Below are 24447 nucleotides of genomic sequence, written 5' to 3'. Positions count from 1 at the left end.
CAAATTTATTAACGTCTTAACATGCCTTTATCGATGATAAACTCGATAATGGTCTCTAAGCCGACTTTTTTCTTTAAGTTAGTAAACACATAGGGCTTTACTGGTCGCATTCTTGCGGTATCGGCTTCCATCACTTCTAATGAAGCGCCGACATACGGAGCAAGGTCAATTTTGTTTATCACCAGTAAATCGGAATGGGTGATCCCTGGCCCACCTTTACGTGGAATTTTTTCGCCTTCAGCAACATCAATAACATAAATGGTTAAGTCTGCCAGCTCTGGGCTAAACGTCGCGCTGAGGTTATCGCCGCCACTTTCCACAAATACGATATCAAGGTTTTTATGGCGGATGGCTAACTCTTCAACGGCCGCTAAATTCATTGATGCATCTTCACGAATAGCGGTATGAGGGCAGCCGCCAGTTTCAACACCAATAATGCGGTCTGCATCTAGTGCTTCGGCACGGGTTAAAATTTTGGCATCTTCTTGGGTGTAAATATCATTGGTGACAACGGCAATTTGGTAAGTGTCGCGCATGGCTTTACATAACACTTCTAATAATGCGGTTTTTCCTGAGCCGACCGGCCCACCGACACCAATTCTTAAGGGTTGATTATATTCTTGCATAGCATTTTCTCATGAACGAAAAAGTCGTGTGTATTGGGTTTCATGCCGACTACTGGCAATAATTTGTGCAGGTGTAAAACTACCAATATCGTCTATTGGCCAGATTGCCGATTGCGCAACCACCTCGGGTATGCGCTCAGCAAGGGTAAATAAAATATTTTGCCCCGCGCTTTGCCCTAAAGGGATAAGCTTAACACCTGACATCACCGTGTTTTCTAGCCAACCCCATGCATACGCGGTGCACAATTTTTCAACGTCAATTTGCCAATTTACCGCGGCGAGGGCGAAGGCCATTAGCTGGGTTTGTTTCACGCAGGTTTGCAGGTTAGCATCCAGTTCAATGCCTAGTTGAGGCAGCAACCGTGCAAAAGCAATTCCTCGTTGTCGCTCTTCTTGGCGTAGTTCTTTGGTTTCACGGCTGGCAATCATAAATTCACACCAATATTTCACCGCTTCAATATCACCAAGGGAAAGGGAAGTCTGAATTTGCCGTAAAACGGGAAGCTCTAATGTTGCAATGGCATGCGTCATTTGTGCGGTTAGCCAGCCTGCAAGGGTATCTGGTGTTGTTACCCAACCTTTTTCAATCGCCCATTCTAAGCCTTGTGAATAGGTAAACGAGCCAACAGGTAAAGAAGGACTAACTAACTGGTATAAGCGCAGATCTGCTAACATAGGCACACTCCCTGAACCTGATTAGTGATGGTGATCATCGTGGCCGTGATGGTGGTGATGACCACTGGATGAGCCGCCATAAGCCCCCGGTTCCGGTTGGTATTTTTCTAAACCGACACTAACCGTAGCACCTAACCCACGCGCCATATCATCTAACACATGGTCATGAAAATAACGGCACCAACCCGCTTCAATTTGCAAAGGAACATGGCGGTTGCCTAAGTGATAGCAAACGCGGGCGAGCAACAGAGCGTCATCGCTGTAAACGGTAGAAACTTGCTCTTTCGCGGCTTCGATTGTGACTAACTCACCGTCTTCAGTGGATAAAACGTCGCCTTCTTTCAGGATGGTTCCACGTGGCAAAAATAGCCCCGCTTCTTGCCCATCACTTAAGGTAACTTTTAAACGGCTTTTGGTGCGTTCATCCATGGTTAAGCACAGGGTTAATGCACTTGGTGAATGGGGTTGTGGGGCAACCACTTTAATAAATTTTTTCATTTTCTGGCTCTTTTAATTAGGGGTCAGAATAAAAAGTAACGTTGTGCCATCGGTAACTCAGTCGCAGGTTCGCATACCAGTGGGATACCATCGGCTTTGACGATATAAGTTTGCGGGTCAAGTTCGATATGTGGCACATAACTGTTGTGCACCATAGAGGCTTTGCTAATATTTCGGCAGCCTTCAACTCGGCCTATTTGGCTCTGTAAGCCTAATTTTTCAGGAACACCTGCTTCAATACCTGCTTTTGACATAAAAATCATTGAGGTATGGTATTTCGCTTTACCTAACGCTCCAAACATCGGGCGGTAATGTACAGGCTGTGGTGTTGGGATTGCGGCGTTAATATCTCCCATTGGCGCATAGGCGACCATTCCCCCTTTCATAATTAGGGCGGGTTTGATGCCAAAAAATGCAGGGTCCCATAATACGATATCAGCTAACTTGCCTATTTCTATCGAACCGACTTCATGGGCGATACCGTGAGCGATAGCGGGGTTAATGGTGTATTTCGCCACATAACGTTTGATACGGTTATTATCGCTTTCTGGTGTGTCACCTTCTAAAGTTCCGCGCTGTAATTTCATTTTATGGGCGCACTGCCAAGTGCGAGTGATAACTTCACCAACGCGACCCATGGCTTGTGAGTCTGAAGACATCACAGAAATTGCGCCCATATCGTGCAAAATATCTTCCGCAGCAATGGTTTCACGGCGAATACGAGATTCCGCAAAAGCCACATCTTCTGGAATTGATGGGTCGAGATGGTGGCAAACCATTAACATATCCAAGTGCTCATCAACGGTATTGATGGTGTATGGCATAGTTGGGTTGGTCGATGCAGGCAGAATATTCGGTTCTCCGACGGATTTGATGACGTCAGGGGCATGGCCACCGCCAGCACCTTCCGTATGGAACACGTGGATCACTCGTCCTGCAATGGCTTTCACGGTTTCTTCATAAAAACCGCCTTCATTTAACGTATCTGAATGGATAGCCACTTGCACATCCATTTCATCAGCCACATTCAAGCAGTTGTGAATAGCCATTGGGGTAGCGCCCCAGTCCTCGTGAATTTTTAAGCCAATGGCACCCGCTTCAATTTGTTCGCGAATCGCTTCGGGCCTACTGACGCAGCCTTTACCAAATAGCCCGACGTTGATCGGCAGTTCATCAACAGCTTCTAACATGCGGTACATATTCCAAATACCGGGGGTGACGGTAGTGGCATTAGTGCCAGCCACAGGGCCAGTTCCACCGCCTATAAAGGTGGTAACACCGGAAACAAGACCTTCTTCTGCTTGTTGTGGGCAAATAAAATGGATGTGGGTATCAACGCCGCCCGCGGTGATAATTTTACCTTCGCCTGCAACTACTTCGGTACCGGGGCCAATAACAATATCGACATTGGGTTGAACATCAGGGTTACCTGCTTTACCAATCCCCGCAATACGGCCATTTTTGATCCCGATATCCGCTTTAACAATGCCCCAATGGTCTAAAATAATGGCGTTGGTGATTAGCACATCGACACACAGGTCACTGGTGACTTGGCTTTGGCCCATGCCGTCACGAATAACTTTACCGCCACCAAATTTGACCTCTTCACCATACGTGGTGAAATCTTTTTCGATCTCTAGAAATAATTCTGTATCAGCTAAGCGTAAACGGTCACCTGTTGTTGGACCAAACATATCTGCATACGCTTGACGAGAGATTGTTTTCATTATTAATTCTCACTCTCTAATTTACCCATGACTTTGCCATGGAAACCATATATTTCTCGCTTGCCGCTAAAAGCCACGAGTTCAACTGTGCGGCTTTGTCCTGGTTCAAAACGTACTGCCATGCCCGCAGGGATATTCAAACGAAAACCGAGTGTATTTTCGCGTTCAAATTTTAGGGCGTCGTTGACTTCATAAAAATGATAGTGAGAGCCAATTTGAATCGGGCGGTCACCATGGTTGGCAACTTGTATCGTTTGGGTTTCTCGGCCTGCATTTAGTTCGATATCACCCAAAGCGTGGTTGACTTTAATTTCACCGGGGATCATTTTGTTACCTATACAATCGGGTCGTGAATAGAAACCAGTTTTGTGCCATCAGGAAATGTACATTCCACTTGGATGTCTTTGATCATTTCTGGCACGCCTTCCATTACCTGCTCTGCGGTTAATAGGGTTCGGCCTTCGCTCATTAATTGGGCGACAGTTTTACCATCACGTGCGCCTTCCATAATCGCACAACTGATCAGCGCGACGGCTTCAGGGTAATTGAGCTTTAGCCCACGGGCTAAACGCCTTTCAGCAACGAGGCCTGCTGTAAAAAGCAATAATTTATCTTTTTCTCTTGGGGTTAATTCCATTTTTTGCTCCTAAAAAACGTTTAAGTTGCCCAAATACGCGGTGGTTCTGGGCAATAACCTAACCAATATTGTCTTGTTGCCTGCCAAATATGGGCAAAGCAAGCCATCATCGGCTCGGTTTGAGAACCTAATAACCGTAATACTAAAATGCCGTCTACATCAGTTAGCCCATATTCAAGCGGTCTCACTTCCGTAGAGAAAAACACGGCCAAACTCTCGTGAAGTTCAGCTTTTAACTCATCGCTGGCGGGGTAGATATGCAAGGAGCCGACCATAGGAAATTCACGCATGACGGCTGATTGTTTTTGCGAACCTTCGATAAATATGGATTCCGCCAAGGTGAGTTTGTCATCAATATAAAACTGCAAGCGGCCCCGAATATCACCGTTGTCGAATTGCTCGTTTAATACTGGGCGCCCTAAACATTGGATTTCCCAGCTGATAAATTTTGATGAACTAGCGATTCGAACGTGGGTTTCTAAGCGAACTTGAGCCTCAGGGAAAAAAATATTTTCTTGAGGTAGCCATTCTAAGAACCCATTGGGCGCAACAGTTAATGTTTGTACTTGTCGCGCAACACCGCCCGCACTGCGATAAAATTTTGTCGCACCGGGCGTGGTCAATAACGCATGGGCGTGTGGTTGAACATCAATATTAATAAGGAGTTTATCCCCCCCGACAACGCCACCGGGTGGATGAAGTAAATAGGTGTGTGCAATTCCTTGCTCGGGGTAGAATGGCCGCTGAACCATTAAAGGGCCGATATGTTGTTTATCCGTTAAGCGGGTGACGCCACGTTTTAGTTCATATCGTAAGAAGATTTCAGCTAACCAGCCTGATCCTGAAAAATCAGACATACTTTCTCCTGCAACTCAGTCAACTAAAAATACGCGAACATGTTTAGCTATACCCCAGCCAAAATTGGGTATTTGTGATGTAAAAGCTAATGCAAGTAGGGTAGGATGTGAATGAACGCCAAAAATCATTATTATTATGCAGTGTCGTAGGCTGCATGTGTATGCCGCGCGATTCTACACCTTATATCGAAAATTGCCTTTCAATTAAACAGCATTTTATTTAGAAAATATAACAACCATCAAAATAACAGTAAAAAATGAGCGTATATCTATATTGCGATTTCAACGTAACCGGACTATATTCTCAGCCGCACAGATATAGAGCTGATATGTTTCATTACTTTATATCTATTCAACAATCCCTTTTCTTGGGAAGTCATTCTGACATTAACAGCAGTTTATAGAGATTATGGAATATAAATTCTTTCTTTCAGAAAGCCAGATGGTGTTAAAAGCGTTTTATATTGAAAGCGCGATGATAGCCATGCTAACTGGCGCGAAAGGAAATATCGTGATCAATGGCCAATCCATTGAAATTGAAAGCGATGTCACCTTAATTATTCCTAAATACAGCCAAGTTTCCTGTAATATTGTGTGTAATACCGTGAAGCAGCCGCTTGAGTTGCACACGCTGTCGATGTCAGCAGAAGAATTACAAGCGGTATTTTTATTACTGAAAACATTGATGAAGTCCGGTGCGCCTCTGACTAGCCACCAACCCATCTACCATATTTCTCCCCCAGAAACTGTGAGAGATAACTTTAGTTTGCTAAAACAATGCTTACCATTAAAAAAACAGAGTGCATCCCAAGAAGCATTGTTAATGAAACAGAGCCTATATTTTATTTTAATGGCGATATATCAAGAAGGTATCGATATTCTGAATCTTTTTCGTTTCAATTACGATGAACCGAAAAACCAAGCGATCACCCATTTGATAACCCAAGAACCGCAAAAAAAATGGCATTTAGACGATGTTGCGAAAGCGTTATTTACGACCCCTTCAACGTTGCGCCGCCATTTGAACCGCGAAGGGGTGTCTTTTCGCCAATTATTGTTAGATGTTCGCATGGGGATGGCATTGAATTATTTAACGTTTTCGAATTATTCTGTTTTTCAAATTAGTCATCGCTGCGGTTTTGGTAGCAATGCTTATTTTTGTGATGTCTTTAAGCGAAAATATAATATGACACCTTCTCAGTTTCGGTTGCAATCAAGGCAGTCGAACGACCCTAATTTTATTACTAATTTGTCCTTGCGATCTAACCCAATTGAATTTGACAAAGAAATTGATGAGTAGTTGTTAAGATAGGTCAAATAACGACTTAATTTTGACGGTTTCTCTAATAAATTCGCTGTTCTATTGATGTAGCGCCTAGCAATCAGGGCATTAAATTTAATATAACTCATATTGGTTACTCTACACATAGCGAATATCTCACCGATAGCGACACCAATGAAAATAACGGCATTGGTGGTTTGAAATAAAAAATAAAACCTATCTATAGAGGGATGTATGATTAAAAATATCGTTGCAGCAATGTGCCTGATGGGGCTCACACTGCAAGCTCAAGCCGTGGAACCTACTCAATCACAAACCTTACGTTTAGCTATTGGTTCAGAGCCCACTGAAGGATTTGACCCTATGCTTGGGTGGAGCCATGGCAGCTATCTACTGTTGCATAGCCCATTATTGAAACAAAAGGCTGACCTCTCATGGCATAGCTATATGCTTGAAAGTTATCAACATAATGCCGATGGTAAACAGTGGACACTTAAGCTGAAAAAAGGCTTAAAATTTTCCGATGGCTCACCATTGACCGCCAAAGATGTGGTTTTTACTTATAACAATGCCGCGGCAAGTGGCGGTAAGGTGGACATGGGCAACTTTGCCAAAGCAGAAGAAGTTGACCCGCTAACCGTGAAGATCACGTTATCTTCCCCACAAAGTACCTTTGTTAATGTACTAGGTTCGCTAGGGATTGTTTGTGCAGATAAATATGATGCGAAAACCTATGCACATAACCCGATTGGCGCAGGCCCTTATCGCTTAGTCGCATTCCAGCCGGGGCAGCAATTGATTGTCGAGCAAAATCCGTATTATGCAGGGCCAAAAAATGACTTTGGTAAAATGGTCTTTGTCTTCCTTGATGAAGATGCGGCCTTTGCTGCGGCACAAAGCAATCAACTGGAAATCGTTCGTATCCCTGCCGCAGTAGCAGCGAATGCTAATGATGTGAAAAACATGAAATTGGTTGAGCGCTATAGCGTGGAAAACCGCGGTATCTCTTTCCCGATTCCACCCGCGGGTGAGAAAGATGCTCAAGGTAACCCTATCGGTAACGACATCACTTCTGATGTTGCTGTCCGTAAAGCGATTAACTATGCACTTGACCGTAAACTATTGGCAGAATCCGTATTAGAAGGCTTTGCCGTACCGGCTTATACTGGCGTCGCAGGGCTGCCATGGAATAACCCAGACTCCGCTTTTAAAGATGGTGACCTTGAGAAAGCCAAATCTATTTTAGAAGGGGCAGGGTGGAAGCTGAATAAAGAAGGCCTACGTGAGAAAAATGGCAAAGTGGCGAAACTGACATTATGGTATGCCAGTGGTGATACCACACGTCGTGACCTTGCTCAGGCAATCCGTTCAAGCTTAAAACCGATTGGTATCGAAATGGATTTAAAATCGGGAAGTTGGGAAACCGTTGAGCTACAGATGCATGCTAACCCAACATTGTTTGGTTGGGGAAGCTTAGACCCGATGGAAATTGTCCATAATTACAGCAGCAAAGCAGCTGGTGTTGGTTTTTATAACCCCGGTTATTATAAAAATGCGGCAGTTGATGAACTAATCGAAAAAGCGTTAGCACAAGCTGACCAAGACGCAGCGATTCCATTATGGCAACAAGTGGATTGGAATGGTAACACGGGTGTTGGTATTAAAGGCGATGCCCCATGGGCTTGGTTGATGAACCTGCAACATATTTATTTACTGAATAATTGTGTTGATTTAGGGACTAGTGCCCCTGAAATTCATGGTTCTTGGTCAGTATTAAATAATGTCGATGAATGGGCGTGGACCTGTCAGTAATGCGAACCGCACTCGGGCTTTTATTGCGATTTATTTGTTTATTAACCGTAACGGCAGCGGGAATTTTTATCCTGCTGAGTTACTCGCCTATCGACCCAATAAAAGCCTATATCGGCAATGACTTACTGCATGTTCCCCCTGAGCAATATGCGCTAATTGCCGCGCGATGGGGGCTTGATCAGCCATTATGGGTACAGTTCTGGCGTTGGTTTTCACAAGTGTTACAGGGGGATTTTGGCTATTCCATGCTCTATAACACCCCAGTAATTCAAGTGATTGCTGACCGCCTTGCGCCTTCTTTAGCTCTACTTATTAGTTCTTGGCTGTTCTCTGGAGTTGTTGGTTTTGCGTTGGGTTTAGTGGCTGGGCGTTATTTAAACCGCTGGCCAGACAAACTCATCTCAACATTATGCTATTTACTGGCTTCAATTCCTGTTTTTTGGGTAGGTTTGCTGTTGTTGTCTTTGTTTGCGGTGACATTACAGTGGGCTCCGATATGCTGTGCTTGGCCGATAGGCTTGGATGAGCAAACGGCAACATTTTCACAGAAACTTCATCACCTAGTTTTACCTGTCATTGCGTTGGGTATATTAGGCGTGGGTAATATCGCATTGCATACACGTGCCAAAGTTGTTGAAGTGATGAGCAGTGAATTTATTCATTACGCACAGGCTCAAGGGGATAATGGTTGGTCGATGATTGGGTTTCATGTACTAAAACATGCTATTACCCCCGCAATTTGTTTACAGTTTGCTTCTATTGGTGAATTACTAAGTGGGGCATTATTAGCAGAAAAAGTATTTGCCTATCCAGGCTTAGGTCAGGCGACGATAGATGCGGGGCTACGTGGAGATATTCCCTTGTTGATGGGGATCGTCATGTTATGTGCCGCGATAATATTTTTTAGCAATACGGTAGCTAACAGCCTACTAAAAAAAGTGAATAAGGGAGTGATGAGAGCGTCATGACATATAACCCTAATCGCGCTTTATTTAAGTTAGCTTTTTCGTTGCTTTTGCTGGTTGTTGTCAGTATCTATGCGTTTGGTCTCTCCCTCAATGATATTGAAATGAATTTACTCGATAGGCGTTTGCCACCTTCGTGGGCGCATCTATTTGGTACAGATAATTTAGGGCGTGATTTATTTGCCAGAACCTTTCAAGGGGTGGCAACTAGCTTGCAAATCGGCCTTATGGCAGCGGTTACCAGTGGTTTTATTGCACTTGTCATGGCCGGTTTATCTTCAATAAGCAAAGTGATGGACTATGTAGTGCGTGGCGTTATTGATGCCATGTTGGCATTGCCACATCTTTTATTACTGGTATTGATTTGTTTTACGCTGGGTGGCGGAAAAATGGGGGTGATTTGGGCCGTTGCACTGACGCATTGGCCAAAATTAGCCTTAATTTTACGTTCGGAGTTACAACGAGTTAGCCAGTCAGATTATATTATGTTATCTCAACGTATTGGTAACAGTGCGTTTTACCGCTGGCGTTATCACTATTTACCGATGATTTTGCCTCAATGGATGGTAGGAACGTTGTTAATGTTTCCCCATGCGGTTTTACACAGTGCGGCGTTAAGTTTCTTAGGCTTTGGTTTATCGCCCCATGAGCCCTCATTGGGTATTTTATTGTCCGATGCATTGCGTTATCTCAGCACAGGAGCTTGGTGGCTGGTGGTTTTCCCAGGCATTGCCTTAGTTGGGCTAGTGTTATTATTTGACCAATTTGCTAAAGCTTTGCAGCAGCTTTGGTTGAAGGGGGCCGTATGTTGAGTCTTGATAATCTCACCGTGGATGTCGCGCAATTTCGTTGGTTAGGGCGCAAGCGTTGGGCTCCGTTACTACAAGGGATTTCATTGGATATTCAGCCCGGTGAGATGGTTGCACTGGTGGGTGGGAGCGGGGAAGGCAAGAGCTTGTTATTACAGAGTGTTTTGGGGTTACTTCCCCATAATATGCGCTGTCGTGGTGGTATTCACCTTAATGGTAAAAAACTGACCGAACAAAACAAAGCGCAGCACCGTGGTAATGCATTATGCTATATACCTCAAGGGGTTAGCGCACTTAACCCATTAATTCGTATCGGCCCACAATTAGAACGTGCCGCAGTGTTAAGTGGGCAGCATATTAAAATGCACGATGTTGCGCGGCACTTACAGCAATATAATTTGCAAAGCTCACTAGTGGATAGCTACCCAAACCAGTTATCCGGTGGAATGGCAAAGCGGGTACTCGCCAGCAGTGCGACACTCTCTTGCGCGCAATATATTTTAGCGGATGAAATTTCATCATGGCTGGATGATGACCATGCTACACAACTGCTCGAAAATATTAAATCGCTTTGCCACGATGGCCGAGGGGTTTTATGGGTCACCCATGATTTATCCATGGCTGTGCGTTTTGCTGACCGTATTGCCTTATTGCGTAACGGAGCGTTGGAAGAAGTGTTAAGCAGCCAAAAGCTACAACAAGGCGGCGGTGGAAAATGGCTGCAATCGTTGTGGAATGCGTTACCGGAACATCAATTTATGGCAAGTAAATGAGTATCACTGAACCTATTTTACAAGTAAATAATTTATGCATTGAACAAGGTGGGCAGCGGCTGTGGGATGGCTTTAGCTTATTACTGACTAGCGGTGAACGTCTTGGGATATCTGCGCCCAGTGGTTTTGGGAAAACCACGTTGGGCCGAGTATTAGCTCAGTGGCAACATGCACCCCAAGGAACCATTTTGTTTGAAGGGCAACCGTTACCTCAACAAGGTTATTGCCCAATTCAATTAGTCCCCCAACATCCCGAAAAAAGCTTTAACCCCTATCGCAAGGTGGGGGCGAGTTTATTTGATGCTTGGCAGCCAGAAACCCATTGGTTAGAGCGCTTTTCGATTAAACCTGCTTGGCTTGAAAGGCTTCCCAGTCAGTTATCGGGTGGTGAACTTGCTCGTATTGCGTTACTGCGAGCCCTTGACCCGCGAACGAAAATTTTAATTGCCGATGAAATCACCGCACAGTTAGACGCCAATTTGCAAAAAGAAATTTGGCAGTTGTTAGTGAAATTATCCGAAGAGCGACCACTCGCAATGGTTATTTTTAGCCATAACAAAGCGTTATTAGAGAAAGTGTGTAGCCGTATTTGGGGAGTTAGCAAAACCTAGATGAAGTTCGTGTATTGACAAAAATATTTTTTTATTAATAATCGTCCCGTGTCCTAGGACGTGAGACAAGGCGGAATTTAGAATATGAAAAGTCAAGATATACTGATTCTTTTAAAAATAATTTCGATGCATATCGATTTGAATCGTCAGAATTTCGATAGTGATACTTTTCATTTATATGAAAGTAAAGTTGATTGGGGGGATATGTTTGAGGGGCAGGATGCTTCGGGAGAGTCATCCGCGGATTTTTCTTTAGCTCATGTTGATGATGATATTTTAGTCGTCGTAGAGGATGAATGGACAGAAAAAGGGCTAAAGCCTAGTTATAATGAGGAAAGCGCGATTAAAAGCCGTTTTTCTGTCAGAAACCTTGAGTTTTTGACAGGAATTAGTAAGTCACAAATCAGTTTAGGCTTAAATCGTATGTACGATGTTGGTCTAGCGAAGCCAGATAGAAGATTAGCGATTCCCAAGGTGAATACTAAGGCTTTATTTGATTTTATTGCTTTTGGAATCAAGTATGTTTTTCCTGCAAAGGAAGGTGAGCTGACAAGGGGAATTGCAACATCAATAGCAGCTCCTGTATTAAAAGGAAAACTAATGACATCAGGAGAATTTCCTCTTGTATGGCCAGATCCAAGAGGAAAGACAAAAGGATTTGCTATTGAGCCATTACATTCTAATATTATTCGTGCAGTTCAATTAGATAGTAGGCTGTATGCAATGTTAGCTTTAGTTGATGCGGTTAGGATTGGCAGACCGAGAGAGCACAATCTATCCTTAGAAAAACTAAAAATCATTTTTGAGGAAGTTAAATGAGCGAGAAGGTTAACTTACAAAAAAGTATGTTACTGGTGGTTGCAGATGCATTAGGTGAAGAGCTATTAGCTCAAGTTGTCTTTGTTGGCGGTTGTACTACAGGTTTGTTAGTCACTGATGAATATACCAAAGAGCAAATTAGATATACTGATGATGTTGACTTGGTGGTCGATATAGTTGGTTATGCTAAGTGGAGCCAATTACAAGAAAAGTTGAGAGAACGAGGATTCAGGGAAGATCCTTTTGATGATGTTATCTGCCGAATGTTAATTGGTGAACTCAAAGTTGACTTTATGCCTGTAGACCAAAATGTATTAGGTTTTAGTAATCGTTGGTACAAAGAAGCTGTAGAAATGGCATGCCAATATCAATTAACTCAGAATGTCACTATAAATTTAATTCGGCCTGAATATTTTGTTGCCACAAAATTAGAGGCGTATCTAGGTAGAGGGAATGGTGATTTATTAAGTAGTCGAGATATTGAAGATATTTTAAATATTTTCGATGGAAGAGAAAGTATTGTTGAAGAGATCTCTCAGTCAAGTACAGCATTAAAAGAATATATTTCAAATAATTTAGCTTTATTGATTAATGAATATGATTTTGAAATGGCAGTACAGAGCACTAGCCAAGGAATTCGTTCACGAGAAGATGTTATTTTTGAAAGATTAACCGAATGCATCAAACATTAACGCGAACAGCTAAAGAGCTCTCATGGTTATTTGCAACTCAAATGGGGGCTGATAGAAAACAAAATAAAGATTTATATGCGTTAATTGACCGAGGTAATTTTAATTTGGTGATTGCTTTTGACGTTTCAACGTCATCTCCAGCTACTACTGAAATGGCTAAATTCTTCTTTGAGATAGTTATTCAAGAATTAAATTCAATAGAGCAGAGCCACTTAACTGAAAATATCGTTGATCATATTTTACAGCTTGGATTTAAAGGAACTAAAGCTAAATATAAAATTGGGAAGGCGAGCTTATTAGTTATTGGAACTTTTAATTCGGGGGAATCTGTTTTCTGTTTTCATACGGGAGATATTCGTTTAGGTAACTGGAAAAAAGATAAATCGATAAATTGGCTTACTAATGTTCATACTGGTGCTAATCCACTCGGCGAACCTTTTGTACAAAGTATGTTGAAGGATGAAAATAGAAAAATAGTCACTCGATGTTTTAATTTACAAAAAGCATTTTTACTTGATTATAAAGAAGTCACTGAGGTGGATTGTCGGCTAATTATTGCAACAGATGGTTTTTGGGCTGAATGTGATAATGAAAAGCAACAAGCCATTATTGAAGGAAGTGAATTTTCAGTTCAAGATGACTTATCTGTATTGGTTTTAACGTGGGATCGTGATGATAAATTGCCATGTAATCAAAATGGGCTATTGATACTTTGATACCCACAGTAACTTAAAGTGCCACTTGGCTAATTACATGTGTGATTAGCCTGAAAACGAAGTTCACTCTAGGCATTTTTGACAAATGTCATAGGGATATCTAAACCCATCCTCTATTTTAAACCCCTTAAATGAAAATGATAACCATTACTGTTATTGGGGTGAATATATGTCTTATCGTTTAAAACGGCACCAATTGGCGCATTGTATTGCACTCACTTTAGGTATAGGAACTTTGGCGACACCAATTGGGTTCGCTGCACCAGCAGTGACATCGGACAAACTGATCGTCACGTCTTCAACAGGTCAAAACCGTTTGTCACCGAGTGAACAGCAAGAAAAAGGCAAGCTTGAAAAAGTGGCTGGTGGAACAAATTTAGTTGTTATCGAAAAAGAGACTCGCCTTGCGACCTTACAAGATGCTCTTGATTATCAGCCAGGGCTAGTGATTCAAAATTTCTTTGGGGGGATTGACCAGCCACGTTTGAATATTCGTGGGTCTGGAGTACAAAGCGCACCGCTTGCTCGTGGTGTATTGCTGCTCCAAGATGGCTTACCCGCAACAGATGCAGACGGCAGTTTTCACATCAGCACCTTAGAAATGCGTGATGCGCGGATGGTAAGTGTACGCCGCGGCGCAAATAGCCTTAACCCACAAAGTAATAGTTTGGGAGGTGAATTGGATGTGCTCTCTTACACGGGGCGAAACGAGCAAGGCCGCCTACGTTATGAGTACGGCTCCCATGGTCGCGAAGGGTTACAAACGGCATTTGGTGGAGTTTCTGACGATGGGGTATTTGATGGTCGTGTTAATTTCACTTATGACCATTTTGATGGCTATCGCAAACACTCTGCTTCTCAACGTAAAACGTTACGCAGCAACTTTGGTTATGTGACTAATAACTTTGAAAACCGAACTTGGTTGAGTTGGACAGATTTGCGCTTTGACGTTGCGGGGCCTGTTTCTGAAGAGGTACTCAATAATAACCCCACAGATGTGTACCCAATGGTATGGTTACGTGACCCACACCGTAATGTTGAGCAATTCCGAGTGGCTAACCGCTCTGACTGGCAAGTGGATAACCAAGCGATTGGCGCTGGAGTTTGGCACATTCGTACTCATGATAATTTTACTACTCCCGCTTACTACCGTTTTAGCCGCAGCCACAGTGAAGGGCTACAATTCACCTATAATATTGAAACTGAACCCGTGACATACCGTACGGCACTTGCATGGGACCAAATGACCTTGCAGACTGAATTAATGCAAAACCGTAAAGGGACACCGGCAGACAAAACAAAAATAGGCAAATATGATGGCCGAGCTGAAAACCTCTATGGCAGTGTGGGGGTAGACTTACATATTACACCAACAGTGACAGTTAACTTAGATGTCAAAGGTACGCATGCACGCCGTGACGTAGAAAAACGGCAAAGTCATTTGTCGTTAGACCAAAGTTGGACATTTTGGACACCAAAAGCGGGGGTTATTTGGCGCCCAACGGAAAGCCAGCGCTACTTTGCTAATATCAGTGCGAGTGAAGAACCTGCAACATTTTGGGAAATTATTAACTCTAGCAATGGAAAACTGACGAAACTCTCACCACAAAAAGCCATTACTTATGAAATTGGTGGAGAAGGGGATGTCACTGATGGGTTGAAATGGAACCTTGCGCTGTACCGCAGCCAAATTAAAGATGAGTATATTACCACTTATGACAGTGCAGGGACGGTTGTTGGCGTGTTTAATTATGCCGCGAAAACCCGCCATCAAGGCTTAGAAGCTGGGCTGACAGGACGTGTTGGCGCAGGGCCGGGGGATATCAATTACCGAGTTTCATGGACTTATAATGATTTCCGTTTTATGGGGGGAGAGTATAACGGCAACTATATCGCAGGTATTCCTCGCAATATTGTCGCTGCCGAGGTGTTATATGAAATTGGGGATTGGAGCTTCGGGCCAAATATTCATTGGGCGCCAACGGATATGGCTGTTGATCACCAAAACAATCTCGATATTCAAAAACGTAAACATTACGCCGTATTAGGGCTTAAAGGTAGCTATAAACCAACAGAGCAGTGGTCTGTGTATTTATCGATGGATAATTTAATGGATGAACGTTATGCGACAACATCAGTTGCTAATCAGACCGTCACAGCAAAAGATAGCACCTTGTTCCCCGGTATGGGCTTTAATGTGAATGGTGGTGTAACCTATAACTTCTAATAATGAATAAACGCATTAATATTCGTTAATGCGTTATTCTTAAAATGGGCGCTGTGCAGAAATAGATAATTTCGTTAAGTAGTTTTCATTATGGATATGCACAGTGTCTTTCTCGATATCAATAAACCCTTTTTGCCGCCACCCAGAAACTAACCGACTGAGTGTTTCGTAACGTATGCCTAATTTAGCCGCGAGCTGGCCCCGAGATAAAGGCAAAACAATATTTGAAGTCAGTTGCTTATGCTTTAAATCGAGAATATAGGCCGCTAGCCGTTGTTCAGCAGAACTCGAAGTTAGCCAGTCGATATGGTTAATGTTCTCATATAGTTTGCTACTAAAACGCCTTAGCAGTTTCTCCATAATTTGCGGGCAGGCATGGCATAGTCGTAAAATATCGCGTTTATCAAGTAGCAAAGCTTCACCGTCGGTTTTTGCCCGTAAACTCATGGGATAACGGTTGTGAGGCATAAAAACGGCTGCGATGGCAACAATTTCCCCCGTACAAAACAAACCAAAAATTTTTTCTTCACCCAAATAGGTGTGGCGATACACTTCCATTTGCCCGCTGATCATCAAGGGGCAATGCTTAAATGGTTCCCCTTCATGGTTCAGAATTTCACCACTTTTAAAGCGAACATGGCCACAATTTTCCAGCAGTAATGCCAGTTTCTCATCTTCTACCCCATTAAACAGTAAGCACGATTTAAGGGCATTGAGTGATTGTGCATGGGGGAAAACGTTTTTGACAAATGTCATAGGTCATCCTCTTACGCCGTCTTAGAATAGCTTAAGTATAAATGATAATCATACACATTATCAATTGAGATGTTAGCAGAGAGCTGAATAACCCTATGATAAATAATGCTTTTAGATTCGCCGCCGTTTTTCTAACTTTTGGTGGAATAGCCAATGTATATGCATCACAAGCTGTTGATTTCACAGATATGTCAGGTGATAAAATTCATTTATCAGCCCCTGCAAAACGTATTGTTGTGATCCCAATCCCTGCCGCTTCGATGTTAGTTGGCATGGATGAAAGCAGTGAAAAATTAGTCGGAATGCATCCTTTTGCAAAGGTTGCTGCGCGAGATGGCATGCTAAGCCAAATGTTTTCTCCTGTTCTACAAGTGAATTCAAATGTGGTGGGTAACAATTTTACGCCAAACATTGAAGCATTACTTAATGTGGAGCCCGATTTAGTGTGGCAATGGGGGCATCGAGGAGATGACATTATTTCTCCTATGCGTGATGCAGGGCTCACTGTTGCTACGTTAGATTATGGGCAAGAACGCTATACGCAAGAGTGGGTTCGCCTAATGGGGCAAACACTTGGCCACAATGATAAAGCGCAAAAGATGATCCAGTGGCGGCAACAAGTTGTCGATGCATTATCGGCAACCACCGCTCAAATCCCAGAAGCGCAGCAGCCCCGAGTCCTGTACCTATCCCATTTTAACCAAAGTATTCAAACATTTGGCTCAACATCACACAACAATGCAGATTTTGCACTGGCGGGTGGGGTGAGCTTAAACCGCGACCTCACTGGGCCAAGAACCCTTAATATTGAGCAAATTCTGGTTTGGGACCCTGACATTATTCTATTAGGTAATTTCGAAGAAGGGTTATCGCCAGCTGATGTTTACCGCAACCCTATGCTAAGTGAAGTCACCGCCGTGAAAAACCAGCGTGTGTATAAGCTCCCTATTGGTGGTTTTATCTGGGATGCACCAAACCAAGAAACACCACTGTACTGGCAATGGTTATCGATGATTTTTCACCCAGAAACGATGAAAATGCCATTGCGTGAGGAAATTCGCCTTAGATATCAGCAACTTTATGGCTATGACGTGTCAGATGAGCAAATTGACGGAATTTTGCAAATAGAGATGAACAAAAGTGGTCAGCACTATCTTTCTTTGATGGGGAAACCGCATGCGTAAGCCCCAATATCTTTGGTTCATTTTTGCTATTGGCCTATTGTTGACTTTTGTTTTGGCCCTAAGCTGTGGGCGTTACCCAGTTTCGTTTTCCGCGGTTTGGCATATTCTCTATGACACTATTTTTGGTAATGAAATGATGGGGAACTATAGCCGAACGGAACAAAATGTGGTGCTGAATGTGCGCTTACCGCGTGTTCTGATAGCAGGAACGGCAGGGGCTGGGTTGGCGGTTGCGGGGGCGGCTTTGCAAGGTATTTTCCGCAACCCATTAGTTGGGCCGCAAATTATTGGTGTTTCATCAGGGGCTGCATTGGGTGGCGCGCTAGCTATTTTATTATTTTCTTCTTTGTTGGTCACCATTTCATTGGCTTTCATCGGTGGGTTGTTGGCTATCGTGCTGGTTTTCTTATTGGGTTTGAATCGCCAAGGCAGCCAGCTATTAATGTTGATCCTTGCTGGAGTCATTATTAATGCTTTTTTTGCTGCATTAATTTCGTTAATTACCTATTTTGCAGACCCAAACAACACGTTACAAACCATTGTTTTTTGGCTTATGGGCAGCTTTGCCAGTGCGTCTTACCTCAAACTCAATATTGTTTTTCCGGTTGTGCTGGTCTGTGTCTTGGTCATTTTTGCGCTGCGTTTTCGTATCAATGTGCTGTCCCTTGGGGAAGAAAATGCACAAGCTTTAGGAATGAAAATTAATAGAACCCGCTGGGCTGTGTTACTCAGCGTAACCTTGATCACCAGTGCGACAGTGGCGGTATCCGGCACCATCGGCTGGGTAGGGCTGATTGTTCCACATATTGCACGGCTAATGGTAGGGCATGATCACCGGATATTACTGCCTGCCAGTGCGGTCATTGGTGGGATTTATATGGTAGCTGTCGACACCTTTGCACGCAGTATGACGAATGCAGAAATTCCATTAAGTGTGATCACCGCACTGATCGGCGCCCCTATTTTTGCACTACTGATCCACACATTGAATAAAAAGGTGGCCGATTTATGATCCAAGTTGAACACCTTAATTTCAAAATAGCCCAACGCCAATTATTTACGAATGTTAGTTTTCGGCAACCAAAGGGCAGTATTGGCGCGATTTTAGGGCCAAATGGCCGCGGAAAAACAACTTTATTAAAACTACTACTCGGCTTACAAAAAGGATCAACAGGCAATATTTCCCTAAATGCACCCGTCGCTTATGTTCCACAGCTTAGTGGTTCACTGTTTCATTACTCTGTTCGCACTATGGTGAGTCTCGGGCGTATTCGTCATTTACCTTGGTATGCCTCACCCAATGAAAAAGATAACCAAATTGTAGAGCAGTGTTTAGCGTACTTAGGCATAAGCAAATTTGCTGACCAACCCTTTAACTGCCTCAGCGGCGGGGAAAAACAAATGGTCATGATTGCGAGGGCATTAGCCAGCGAACCAGAAATTCTGATTCTTGATGAACCGACATCCGCATTGGACCTTGCCAACCAAGACAGTGTGCTCAGCGTTTTACGTGATTTAGCCATACATCGCGGAATGACTATCTTATTCACGAGTCATTATCCACAACATGCGCTGCATATCGCTGATTATTCACTGTTGTTATTTAACGGCAGCGGTTGTTTATTTGGTGAAACTGAACAAATTTTAACGGAAGAAAACCTGACACAACTGTACCAATTACCCGTCGCAATTACGCCAATGGATTATCAAGGCCGGCAGACCCAAGGGGTCATTCCGCTATTTAGATAACTGAATGAAAACGATTGAATTAAGGAATATTAAACGATGAGCAATAACACAATAACACCTTCAGAAGCGCTGATTATCAATCAGTTAATTAATTATACTGAACAAGGTATTGCAAGCCGCGTATTAGCGAAAAATGGCGGGGGAAATATCACCTTATTTGCTTTTGATAAAGGCCAAGCGCTGTCTGAACACAGCGCCCCTTTTGATGCGATTGTGATGGTTGTTGAAGGGAGCTTACAACTTACCATCGAAGGAAAGCCTGTAATGGCTAAACCGGGGGAAGTTGTCAGAATGCCTGCTAATATTCCTCATGCGGTAGATGCGCTTGAGCCCGCAAAAATGCTGTTAGTTATGTTACGTGAGCCTGAAACGGCTTGTACACATTAACTTGGAGGTGAAAATGGACCAATCATTTACCGCCCACGAAGCAGGGCACAAATTTCTAGCACGCTTGGGGAAAAAACGTTTACGCCCAGGGGGAAAAGAAGCAACCGAATGGTTACTTAGCCAATCAGGGTTACACAAGAACAGCCAAGTTCTTGAAGTCGCGTGTAATATGGGAACCACCGCCATTGAAATTGCCTCCCAATTCCATTGTCATATTACGGGTATTGATATGGACAAGCAGGCGCTCGTACAAGCACAAAAGAATGTTGCGAATAAAGGGCTAACAGATTTAGTGACAATCCAAATGGCGGATGCATCAAAACTACCGTTTGAGGACAACAGTTTTGATGTGGTTATTAATGAAGCCATGCTAACCATGTACGGCGATAAAGCGAAAGCGAAGCTATTGCAGGAGTATTATCGAGTACTAAAACCGGGTGGCTGTTTATTAACCCATGATATTGCATTTAAGGATGCCCAAGCTGTTCAAAGTGTGGTTTCCCAAATGCAGCAAGCGATTAATGTTAAAGCACAGCCATTACCTGAAGCGCAATGGATAGAATTATTTCAACAAGCGGGCTTCCAGCAAGTGTTATCTCACACTGGGCCAATGACGTTGCTATCACCAAAAGGGTTGATTTACGATGAAGGTATTTTGGGTGCCCTAAAGATTATCCGTAATGCATTGAAGAAAGAAAATCGCCCCCAATTTTTGCGTATGTTTCGTCATTTTCGGCAAAACCGTGGAAAATTGAATTATATTGCAGTCGTTAGCGTGAAGTAATTAATAGGAAGATCTTGCGCAAGGATGCGTGACTAGTACTGAATAACCTTTCATTATCTGTTGTTAATAATAATAATTCTTATATTTATCTTGATTCTTAGTTACTGTTGATAATAATTATTTGATAAAATAATAAACAGTAATTTAGTTATGCATTGTGATTTATTTTTTAGATTCAATAACAGCAATTCTAATAATGTAAAGGTTTAATTTAATGAAAATAAAGCATTTTTTTATTATCTCCCCTTGCTTTCTCCCTTTTATTTCCCCCTCCGTATTTGGTGCCGATAAAAAAGAAGAGTCCATAACCGTATCTGCTACACGTGGTTATAAAACCGTTTCAGAAATGGCACAAACCACATGGGTGATTGATAATGCTGAAATTGAGCAGCAAGCTGAAGGTGGAAAAGAATTAAAAGATATTTTAGCGCAGCTTATTCCAGGAATGAGTGTCAGTGGCCAAGGGCGGACAAACTATGGCATGAATATGCGTGGCCGTTCAATGATTGTGATGGTGGATGGAGTACGCCTTAACTCTTCTCGTAGTGATAGTCGCCAATTAGATTCTATCGATCCTTTTAATATTAATCATATCGAAGTTATTTCAGGCGCAACGGCGATGTACGGTGGTGGTAGCAGTGGTGGCTTGATTAATATTGTGACGAAAAAAGGCCAAGAAGAAAAACAAGTTTCCCTGCAATTAGGTGGAAAAACAGGCTTTAACAGTGGTAAAGATCACGATGAAAATATTGCTGCAGCAGTAAGTGGTGGTAATGAGAACGCTCACGGACGTGTTTCTGTTGCTTATCAACGCTATGGCGGTTGGTATGATGGCAAAGGTAATGCGATTAATATTGATAATACCCAAACAGGGCTGCAATTTTCTGATCGTTTGGATGTGATGGCGTCAGGTACTATCAAAATCGATGAAAAACAACAGGTTCAAGCTGTTTATCAGCATTATAAAAGTGAGTCTGATGGTAAACACGGCCTCTATTTAGGAAAAGATTTTTCCGCAGTTAAAGGACAAGGTGAAGCTTATAACAGCAGTAAATTAAGTTCTGACCGTTTGCCGGGAACTGAGCGTAATTTGCTCAATTTACAATATTCAAATGCAGATGTATTTGGGCAGGATTTTGTTGCACAAGTTTATTATCGTGATGAATCACAAAAGTTTTATCCTTTCCCAACCCTTACAGGCAAAGATGTTACAAGTATCAGCTCATCGGATCAAAAAACCAATTTTTATGGAACTAAGCTGACGTTCAATAGCCAACCTATCGATGAATTAACGTTAACTTATGGTGTGGATGCAGAGCATGAGCAATTTCGTGCGAACCAAATGTTTTTTGATTTAGATAAAGCGAAAGAATCCGGGGGAATGGACTTAACTAAAGCTTTCCAAATTGGCCGCTATCCAAGCTATACCACGACGAATATGGCGACATTTTTACAAAGTAGTTATGACATTACGCCAATGTTCACGTTAAGCGGTGGTGTGCGTTATCAGTACACAGAAAATAAAGTCGATGATTTTATTGGTTATGCACAGCAAGAAGCGATTGCTAACGGCAAAGGTAAATCAGCCGATGCAGTACCGGGTGGGAAAACGGATTACAACAACTTACTGTTTAACGCAGGGCTGCTGGTTAACTTAACCGAAGAGCAACAAACATGGTTTAATTTCTCTCAAGGCTTTGAAATTCCTGATATTGCTAAGTATTACGGAACAGGTGATTATGCGAAGACCCCAGATGCCAATGGCCACTATCATCTCAATAAAAGTGTTAACATTAATGATACCAAGGTAAAAGGAATTAAGGTTAACTCTTTCGAGTTAGGATGGCGTTACACAGGGGAAAACTTACGCACACAAGTTGCTACCTATTATTCTTTGTCTGATAGAAGCTACGGCATTAATAAAGATGACATGACCATCTATATGAAAACCGATAAACGCCGTATCTATGGGGTAGAAGGTGCGGTGGATTACTTCTTTGCTGACTCAGATTGGAGTGTTGGAAGTAACTTCAATCTACAAAAATCAGAAACTAAAGTGGATGGTAGTTGGGAAAAATGGAGCGTTGATTTCGCGAGCCCATCAAAAGTGAATGCCTATATTGGTTGGGAGCCGAATGACTGGGCGCTACGCTTACAAAGCCAGCAAACGTTCAATTTAACGGATGCGGCTGGTAAGAAACTCGATGGTTATAATACCGTTGATTTATTAGGAAGTTATATGCTACCAGTGGGTAAAGTTAGCTTTGCTGTCGAAAACCTGCTGGATAAAAATTACTCCACAATTTGGGGACAGCGGGCACAAAGCTTATATAGCCCTAAATATGGCGCTGCAAACCTGTACGATTATAAAGGCCGTGGCCGAACTTTTGCCCTTAATTACAGTGTGACTTTCTAATTTGATATTTTAACTAATGATAAGCCACTGTACAGTGGCTTTATTCATACCAACCTATTTAAATTTAAGGTAAAAGATTTTCCATGAAATTATTTCTCACAGGATTATTGTGCTTACTAAGCTTTTGGGGGCAGGCAAAAACGCCAACGGTGATTACCGACTTACAAGGTCGTGAAGTCACAGTTAATCTTCCCGTTGAAAAATTATTTTTGGTGGATAGTCGTGATATTTTGCCAGTGGATATTGCTGCGGGTAAAAGTGGGATATCTCGTATTGCGGGTTGGAGTGATTCGCTTACACAATACGCGCCAGATTTAAAACAAGCTTATTTCAGTGTGTTACCTGAATTAGACAAAATTCCAACCTTAAAGAAAACTCGTGAAGCGGGTCTTCAAGTTGAAAAATTGATCGAATTAATGCCTGATGTGGTAATTATGCATAAGGCTAATTATGGTGCGATGCGTGATAGCCAAATTTTACCGCAACTTGAAGCCGCCGGTATTCAAGTTATTTTTATTGATTTTCGAATGGATATCGCGAAAAACACGCCGAAAAGCATTTTATTATTAGGGAAATTATTAGGAACACAAGAAAGAGCTGAACAGTTTGCGAAACTGTACCAAGAAAAATTAGATGCGATTGAAAGCCAATTAGCTCAGCCATTTCCAACTGTTTTGATTGAAGCGAATGCAGGGTTATTTAGCGATAATTGTTGTCAACTTTATGGTCGTTCAGGTTACGGTTCTTTAGCGGCTCTGGCAGGTGGAAATAATCTAGTTGCAGATAGCTTTCCTGCAAAAGGGGCTGAAAGTTCCATTGAGAATATTATTACATTAAACCCAGAATATTATTTACTGACAGGCGCCGATTGGCACAACTTTAATCGTCGTTCGCTCGCAGTAAGCTTAGGATATAATGCAAATAAAGCTAACGTGCAGAAGCAGTTATCAGTATTAATGGATAGACAAGGGATCTCTTCATTAACGGCAGTTAAAGAAAAGCGCGTTATGGCGATTTACCATAATTTTTACAACAATCCGATGAATATATTTGCCATTGAAGCTATGGCTAAATTTATGCATCCAGAACGATTTAGCGCATTAAATCCAGAACAAAACTTAGTCGAATTCCAAAATCAATTTACAGAGATCCGAGAAACTGGCGTGTTTTGGGTGAGTTTATAAAAATAGGGCTGCTAACTTTTTGTTGGTAATAGAAACTAACAAAAAGTTAGGTTGCTAATTTGTCTCTGCATAGCTTCCCATTTATCAATAAACTCTCTGAAACCCCTTATTCTATCATATCTCCCAGTTTTTTTATAAACTGGGAGTATTGCTATGTTAGTCATGGCAACTAAAAATTTGTTAGCTAGAATCAAGAGATAGATCACAAATTGCTCAAATCTTGATTGAGTCTCCATTATTATCTAACTAATATTTAGTTAG

Annotated in this window: 25 protein-coding genes; 17 read left to right on the top strand and 8 right to left on the bottom strand. The window is 42.4% G+C overall.

All coding sequences use genetic code 11. The features are described from left to right. Nucleotides 1–8: 8 nt before the first annotated feature. From ureG to SJ312_RS13970, 7 genes are read right to left on the bottom strand one after another with little or no spacing between them, the layout of a single operon-like run. Nucleotides 9–626: an urease accessory protein UreG gene (gene ureG, locus SJ312_RS14000; protein WP_004257918.1), complete on the bottom strand. Its 618-nt coding sequence runs from the start codon at nt 624–626 to the stop codon at nt 9–11. Nucleotides 627–635: 9 nt separating this feature from the next. Next, nucleotides 636–1301 (bottom strand): urease accessory protein UreF, encoded by a 666-nt coding sequence (locus SJ312_RS13995; RefSeq protein WP_165879909.1) that lies wholly within the window; start codon nt 1299–1301, stop codon nt 636–638. A gap of 21 nt (nt 1302–1322) precedes the next feature. Beyond that, nucleotides 1323–1799 carry an urease accessory protein UreE gene (gene ureE, locus SJ312_RS13990; protein ID WP_165879911.1) on the bottom strand — a complete coding sequence of 159 codons (477 nt, stop codon included), beginning with the start codon at nt 1797–1799 and terminating at the stop codon, nt 1323–1325. A 23-nt stretch (nt 1800–1822) separates the two neighbouring features. Beyond that, nucleotides 1823–3526: an urease subunit alpha gene (ureC, locus tag SJ312_RS13985; protein WP_072503028.1), complete on the bottom strand. Its 1704-nt coding sequence runs from the start codon at nt 3524–3526 to the stop codon at nt 1823–1825. A 2-nt stretch (nt 3527–3528) separates the two neighbouring features. Continuing rightward, on the bottom strand, nt 3529–3852 hold the full coding sequence (locus SJ312_RS13980; RefSeq protein WP_004257906.1) for an urease subunit beta: 324 nt from the start codon (nt 3850–3852) through the stop codon (nt 3529–3531). 8 nt (nt 3853–3860) lie between these two features. Then, nucleotides 3861–4163 carry an urease subunit gamma gene (locus SJ312_RS13975; protein WP_004257904.1) on the bottom strand — a complete coding sequence of 101 codons (303 nt, stop codon included), beginning with the start codon at nt 4161–4163 and terminating at the stop codon, nt 3861–3863. Between the two features lie 20 nt (nt 4164–4183). Continuing rightward, nucleotides 4184–5020: an urease accessory protein UreD gene (locus SJ312_RS13970; protein WP_319868051.1), complete on the bottom strand. Its 837-nt coding sequence runs from the start codon at nt 5018–5020 to the stop codon at nt 4184–4186. 409 nt (nt 5021–5429) lie between these two features. On the opposite strand from SJ312_RS13970, the gene SJ312_RS13965 reads away from it, so the two are divergent. The 10 genes from SJ312_RS13965 (at nt 5430) to SJ312_RS13920 (ending at nt 15726) form a co-directional block, all read left to right on the top strand. Continuing rightward, nucleotides 5430–6320: an AraC family transcriptional regulator gene (locus tag SJ312_RS13965; protein WP_004257901.1), complete on the top strand. Its 891-nt coding sequence runs from the start codon at nt 5430–5432 to the stop codon at nt 6318–6320. A 240-nt stretch (nt 6321–6560) separates the two neighbouring features. Further along, nucleotides 6561–8114 (top strand): ABC transporter substrate-binding protein, encoded by a 1554-nt coding sequence (locus SJ312_RS13960; RefSeq protein ID WP_072503052.1) that lies wholly within the window; start codon nt 6561–6563, stop codon nt 8112–8114. Continuing rightward, nucleotides 8114–9082: an ABC transporter permease gene (locus SJ312_RS13955; protein ID WP_319868048.1), complete on the top strand. Its 969-nt coding sequence runs from the start codon at nt 8114–8116 to the stop codon at nt 9080–9082. Before SJ312_RS13960 ends, SJ312_RS13955 begins: the two co-directional genes overlap by 1 nt. Beyond that, a complete protein-coding gene (locus SJ312_RS13950) occupies nt 9079–9891 on the top strand; it encodes an ABC transporter permease (protein ID WP_004257889.1) in 813 nt (270 codons plus the stop codon). Before SJ312_RS13955 ends, SJ312_RS13950 begins: the two co-directional genes overlap by 4 nt. Continuing rightward, nucleotides 9885–10661, top strand: coding sequence for an ATP-binding cassette domain-containing protein (locus SJ312_RS13945; protein ID WP_153674080.1), 777 nt, complete (start codon nt 9885–9887; stop codon nt 10659–10661). The genes SJ312_RS13950 and SJ312_RS13945 overlap by 7 nt, the downstream gene beginning before the upstream one ends. A 14-nt stretch (nt 10662–10675) precedes the next feature. Next, nucleotides 10676–11272, top strand: a complete 597-nt coding sequence (locus SJ312_RS13940; RefSeq protein ID WP_319868058.1) for an ATP-binding cassette domain-containing protein — start codon at nt 10676–10678, stop codon at nt 11270–11272. Nucleotides 11273–11356: 84 nt separating this feature from the next. Further along, the gene (locus tag SJ312_RS13935) at nt 11357–12091 is read left to right on the top strand and encodes a hypothetical protein (protein WP_072503034.1); all 735 of its coding nucleotides are present in this window, start codon (nt 11357–11359) and stop codon (nt 12089–12091) included. Continuing rightward, nucleotides 12088–12783, top strand: coding sequence for a hypothetical protein (locus SJ312_RS13930; protein WP_072503035.1), 696 nt, complete (start codon nt 12088–12090; stop codon nt 12781–12783). Before SJ312_RS13935 ends, SJ312_RS13930 begins: the two co-directional genes overlap by 4 nt. Beyond that, complete coding sequence (locus SJ312_RS13925) at nt 12768–13499, top strand: hypothetical protein (RefSeq protein WP_072503036.1); 732 nt, start codon at nt 12768–12770, stop codon at nt 13497–13499. Before SJ312_RS13930 ends, SJ312_RS13925 begins: the two co-directional genes overlap by 16 nt. A 169-nt stretch (nt 13500–13668) precedes the next feature. Next, complete coding sequence (locus SJ312_RS13920) at nt 13669–15726, top strand: TonB-dependent receptor family protein (protein WP_272574984.1); 2058 nt, start codon at nt 13669–13671, stop codon at nt 15724–15726. Nucleotides 15727–15765: 39 nt separating this feature from the next. Here the strand turns inward: SJ312_RS13920 and SJ312_RS13915 are convergent, their stop codons facing one another. Further along, the gene (locus tag SJ312_RS13915) at nt 15766–16482 is read right to left on the bottom strand and encodes a Crp/Fnr family transcriptional regulator (RefSeq protein ID WP_319868044.1); all 717 of its coding nucleotides are present in this window, start codon (nt 16480–16482) and stop codon (nt 15766–15768) included. A gap of 95 nt (nt 16483–16577) precedes the next feature. Between SJ312_RS13915 and SJ312_RS13910 the strand changes: the two genes are divergently transcribed. From SJ312_RS13910 to SJ312_RS13880, 7 genes are all read left to right on the top strand, one after another. Further along, nucleotides 16578–17666: an ABC transporter substrate-binding protein gene (locus SJ312_RS13910; protein ID WP_319868043.1), complete on the top strand. Its 1089-nt coding sequence runs from the start codon at nt 16578–16580 to the stop codon at nt 17664–17666. Further along, nucleotides 17659–18678 (top strand): FecCD family ABC transporter permease, encoded by a 1020-nt coding sequence (locus SJ312_RS13905; RefSeq protein ID WP_110591249.1) that lies wholly within the window; start codon nt 17659–17661, stop codon nt 18676–18678. The genes SJ312_RS13910 and SJ312_RS13905 overlap by 8 nt, the downstream gene beginning before the upstream one ends. Continuing rightward, nucleotides 18675–19415, top strand: a complete 741-nt coding sequence (locus SJ312_RS13900) for an ABC transporter ATP-binding protein (RefSeq protein ID WP_004257851.1) — start codon at nt 18675–18677, stop codon at nt 19413–19415. The genes SJ312_RS13905 and SJ312_RS13900 overlap by 4 nt, the downstream gene beginning before the upstream one ends. 36 nt (nt 19416–19451) lie before the next feature. Next, nucleotides 19452–19802, top strand: coding sequence for a cupin domain-containing protein (locus SJ312_RS13895; RefSeq protein ID WP_004257847.1), 351 nt, complete (start codon nt 19452–19454; stop codon nt 19800–19802). A gap of 13 nt (nt 19803–19815) precedes the next feature. Beyond that, the gene (locus SJ312_RS13890) at nt 19816–20586 is read left to right on the top strand and encodes a class I SAM-dependent methyltransferase (protein WP_004257844.1); all 771 of its coding nucleotides are present in this window, start codon (nt 19816–19818) and stop codon (nt 20584–20586) included. Nucleotides 20587–20800: 214 nt separating this feature from the next. After that, nucleotides 20801–23002 carry a TonB-dependent siderophore receptor gene (locus tag SJ312_RS13885; RefSeq protein ID WP_164565464.1) on the top strand — a complete coding sequence of 734 codons (2202 nt, stop codon included), beginning with the start codon at nt 20801–20803 and terminating at the stop codon, nt 23000–23002. An 83-nt stretch (nt 23003–23085) separates the two neighbouring features. Next, nucleotides 23086–24186, top strand: coding sequence for an ABC transporter substrate-binding protein (locus SJ312_RS13880; protein ID WP_004257836.1), 1101 nt, complete (start codon nt 23086–23088; stop codon nt 24184–24186). The last annotated feature ends 261 nt before the right edge of the window (nt 24187–24447 follow it).

The sequence above is a fragment of the Providencia sp. CIM-Carb-044 genome, from assembly GCF_033901115.1.
GTDB classification, from domain to species: Bacteria; Pseudomonadota; Gammaproteobacteria; order Enterobacterales; family Enterobacteriaceae; genus Providencia; species Providencia hangzhouensis.
The sequence above is the reverse complement of the archived record's forward strand: the minus strand, read 5'-3'. Positions and strand labels throughout refer to the sequence as shown.